Raw genomic sequence first — 3,902 nt, forward strand, 5'->3', positions numbered from 1 at the left:
GACCGCCTCACGCACCCCCGGGTCGATCTCGTCCAGGACCCTGGAACCGTCGGGAGGGACGACCGCCGAGAGGAACACCACGTGCGCGACCCGCTCCGACAGCTCCGCGAGCACCCGCGGAACGGAGACCCCGGCGAAGGAGTGCGCCACCAGGACGATGTCGCTGAGCCCCGAGTCGACGGCATCCGCGACGATCGCCGCCGCGCAGTCGTCCAGGGTCACCGAGCGCAGGTCGACATGGGCGCGGGCTCCCCGCCCGGGAAGGTCCACCGCCACTGCCGGCCCGTTCAGGTGCGGGATCAGCCGCTCCCAGCTGGTCGCACCCATCCCCGCACCGTGCACAAGAAGAAACGACATCAGGACCCCGATCGAAGTGTCGAACCAACTTCAGTTTTGACGACCCTAGGGCCGCCGCGGTGTGATGTCAACCACTCACCGTCGTGGCTATCGCGCGCGTGCCGCTCATGCCGAACTTACCGGCGGGTAACCTCTCCGCCATGACGAACAACACCCCTGGCGACAGTCCGGACACCTCCCTGCACCGCCTCTGGCAGAAGGCGACCCGGCTGCCCTTCGGCTCGCGCCTATTCAGCGCGGCCGTGAGCCTCAAGGCCCCCTACTTCCGCACCGTCCTCCCGCACGTGGTGGACGTGCGGCCCGGACGCTGCGAGGTGCGCGGCCCGGGCTGGTGGGGCAACCGCAACCACATCGGCACCTTCCACGTGATCGCCGCCCTCAACCTGGCCGAGATGGCGATGGGCGTGCTCGCCGAGGCCACCGTGCCGGCCACCCACCGGTGGATCCCCGTGGGCATGAACGTGCGCTACCCGGCCATGTCGACCGGCGGCCTGACCGTCACCGCCGAGTGGACCGAGATCCCCGACTTCTCGGCCATCACCAGCGGGCAGGACATCGACGTCCCGTTGCGCTTCGTCGACGACGCCGGCGTCGAACCGGTGGTCGGCTCCATCACCATCCGGGTCTCCCCCAAGACCAAGCGCTGACGGTCGCGGGCGCGTCAGTCGCGGGTCCGGGCGTCGAAGGCCTTGACGGCGATCGGGGCGATGATCACCGTCAGCCCCACGATCCACAACAGTGACGCCAGGACCGGGTGCTGCAACGGCAGCGCGGCATCCGGTCCGACGGCGGGGGCGTTGCCCCAGAGCTCACGCATCGCCTGGACGACCGAGGCCAGCGGGTTCCACTCGGCGACCGGCCGCAGCCACGACGGCATCGACTCCGGGGGCGCGAAGGTGTTGGCGAGGAACGTGATGGGGAAGATCGTGGTGAACATGACACCGTTGACCGCCTCGATGGTCTTGAGCCGGGAGCCCACGACGATCCCGATCCAGATCATGACGAACCCGAAGCCCAGCAGGATGAGGTAGCCCAGCACGGCGTCGACGATCCCGCTCCGGATCCGCCACCCCACGACGAGCCCCGTCAGCGACATCACCACCACTCCGATGGAGGAGTGGATGAGGCTGGACGCGCTACGCGCGATGAGGATCGACGCGCGCTGGATGGGCAGGGTCCGGAAGCGGTCGATGATCCCCTTGTTGAGGTCGTTGCACAGTCCCGCGGCCACGACGAACGAGGAGAACGCCATGGTCTGCGCCATGATGCCCGGCAGCAGCCACTCGCGGTAGTTCACGCCGCCGGCCACCGCGATCGCGCCGCCGAACACGAAGGCGAACAACAGGACGAACATCACCGGCTGGATGGTGACGTCCGCCAGGTTCTCCGGCTGGCGCCGGATGTGGAAGAGGTTGCGGCGCACCAGCGCGGAGATCTGCCGGCTCAGCGGCGGCCCCTCGTGACGGACCGGCATCGCGAACCGCTCGTGGGTGGCCGAGGTGTGGGTGGGGTCGGCGACGGTGCTCATACCCGGTTCTCCTGTTCGATGGTCTCGACGTCCGCGGCGTCCGCGGTGTCCTCGGCCCTGCGTCCGGTGAGGGACAGGAAGACGTCGTCCAGACTGGGGCGCTGCAGGCCGATGTCGTCGAGTTCGATCCCGGCGTCGGTGAACGCGGTGGCGATCCCCGCCAGCGCCGAGACGCCCTCCGACGGCGCGGTGAGCCGACGCGCGTCGCGGTCGACGTGCAGTTCCCCGATCCGGCCGTCAAGGACGCGGACGGCCTCGTCGACGTCGTCCGGCCTCGAGACGGTGATGACCAGGCTGGCCGCACCGGAGCGGTCCTTGAGCTGCAACGGGGTGCCCTCGGCGATGACGCTGCCGTGATCGATGACGATCACCCGGTCGGCCAGCTGATCGGCCTCGTCGAGGTACTGCGTGGTGAGCAACAGTGTGGTTCCGTCGCGGACCAGGTCGCGCAGGACGTCCCATAGTTCGTTGCGCGAGCGGGGGTCGAGCCCGGTGGTCGGCTCGTCCAGGAACAGCACGGGCGGGGCCGCGACGAGGCTGGCCGCCAGATCGAGCCGGCGCCGCATGCCCCCGGAGTAGCTCTTGGCGACCTTGGTCGCGGCGTCGCTGAGCGAGAACTTCTCCAGTAGCTCGTCGGCGCGCGTCTTGACCATCTTCTTGGGCAGGCCGTACAGGTCCCCGATGAGGCGCAGGTTCTCGCGCCCGGTGAGCAGCTCGTCGACGGTGGCCGCCTGCGCGGTCAAGCCCATGGCCTTGCGCACCTCGGCCGGGGCACCCATCACGTCGTGCCCGGCGACGCGGGCGGTGCCGGAGGTGGGCGGGCTCAGGGTCGTCATCATGCGGATGGTGGTGGTCTTGCCGGACCCGTTGGGCCCCAGCAGTCCGAGGACCGATCCGGTGGGGACGGAGAAGGAGATGTCATCGACGGCGGTGAAGTCGCCGAATTTCTTGACGAGGTGTTCCGCCTCGATAGCCGGGGCGTCGGACGCCAGTCTGGTACTCACTCGCCAAAGAGTGCCGCGCCGGGAAACGGTAGTCAATACGCAGGTCCGCCAATGAGGACCGATCGCGTCCTATGGCTTGCTGGTCACCGTGTGGAACGCCACGACCGGGGCAACGTATCGTGGGGAGGTTGCCGCCCGACCTCTCGCGTCGCGCGGCCAACCGCCTCTCGAACAAAGGATGACCGGTACCCATGAGCCCCATGTCGACCATCCCGCCGACGATCGCCCGTTCGTGGCTGCTCCTGCCTGCCGACAAGTCCGAGCGCTTCGACGCGGCCGTGAACTCCGAGATGGACGTCGTGGTCCTGGACGTCGAGGACGGGTGCCGCCAGTCGGAGAAGGAACGCGCGCGCCGCGAGGTGCGCCAGTGGCTCGAGGCCGGCAACCACGCCTGGGTCCGGATCAACGACGTCCGCTCCCCCGAGTGGGAGAAGGACCTCATGGCCCTGGGCCACTGCCCCGGCCTCGACGGCGTGATGCTGGCCAAGACCGAGAACCCGGAGCACGTCTCGCTGACGGCCGCCCGGTTGGCCGCGGACACCCCGATCGTCGCGCTGGTGGAGTCCGCCGACGGTCTGGCCGCCGCCACGGAGATCGCCAAGACCGACCAGGTGGTACGCCTGGCGTTCGGCATCGGTGACTACCGCCGTGACACCGGGATCGGATCCTCGCAGATCGCCATGGCCTACACCCGCTCGCAGTTCGTGGTGTCCAGCCGGGTCGCGCGAGTGGCCCCGCCGATCGACGGGCCCACCATCTCCAACGACACCCAGGTCCTCATGGACGCCGCCGAGCACGCGGTCGAGATGGGCATGACCGGCAAGCTGTGCCTGCGGGTGGACCAGGCCCCGTACATCAACGAGGTCCTGTCCCCCTCGGCCGCCGACGTCTCGTGGGCCGAGTCAGTGATCGACGAACTGGGGCCCGGCGGCGAGCGGTGCCGCGACGGCGCGGACCTTCCGCGGCTGGCCCGCGCGCAGAAGATCGCGCACCTCGCGCAGGCCTACGCCGTC

The 3,902-nt window shown here is 69.5% G+C and carries 5 protein-coding genes; 2 read left to right on the plus strand and 3 right to left on the minus strand.

Features of this window, described 5'->3' with window-relative positions:
* The coding region (locus G6021_RS17440) for an alpha/beta fold hydrolase (RefSeq protein ID WP_241736560.1) at positions 1 to 327 on the minus strand (327 nt) is incomplete at its 3' end.
* A 170-nt stretch (positions 328 to 497) separates the two neighbouring features.
* On the opposite strand from G6021_RS17440, the gene G6021_RS13665 reads away from it, so the two are divergent.
* Positions 498 to 1,004, plus strand: coding sequence for a hotdog fold domain-containing protein (locus tag G6021_RS13665; RefSeq protein WP_182616239.1), 507 nt, complete (start codon positions 498 to 500; stop codon positions 1,002 to 1,004).
* Positions 1,005 to 1,018: 14 nt separating this feature from the next.
* On the opposite strand, the gene G6021_RS13670 is transcribed toward G6021_RS13665, so the two are convergent.
* Both G6021_RS13670 and G6021_RS13675 read right to left on the minus strand, forming a co-directional pair.
* The gene (locus tag G6021_RS13670; RefSeq protein ID WP_179525889.1) at positions 1,019 to 1,885 is read right to left on the minus strand and encodes an ABC transporter permease; all 867 of its coding nucleotides are present in this window, start codon (positions 1,883 to 1,885) and stop codon (positions 1,019 to 1,021) included.
* Complete coding sequence (locus G6021_RS13675) at positions 1,882 to 2,889, minus strand: ATP-binding cassette domain-containing protein (protein WP_179525890.1); 1,008 nt, start codon at positions 2,887 to 2,889, stop codon at positions 1,882 to 1,884. The genes G6021_RS13670 and G6021_RS13675 overlap by 4 nt, the downstream gene beginning before the upstream one ends.
* A 200-nt stretch (positions 2,890 to 3,089) precedes the next feature.
* On the opposite strand from G6021_RS13675, the gene G6021_RS13680 reads away from it, so the two are divergent.
* On the plus strand, positions 3,090 to 3,902 hold an 813-nt coding region (locus G6021_RS13680), incomplete at its 3' end, for a CoA ester lyase (RefSeq protein ID WP_182609473.1).

The sequence above is a fragment of the Dietzia sp. CW19 genome, from assembly GCF_014145265.1.
Lineage (GTDB): Bacteria > Actinomycetota > Actinomycetes > Mycobacteriales > Mycobacteriaceae > Dietzia > Dietzia natronolimnaea.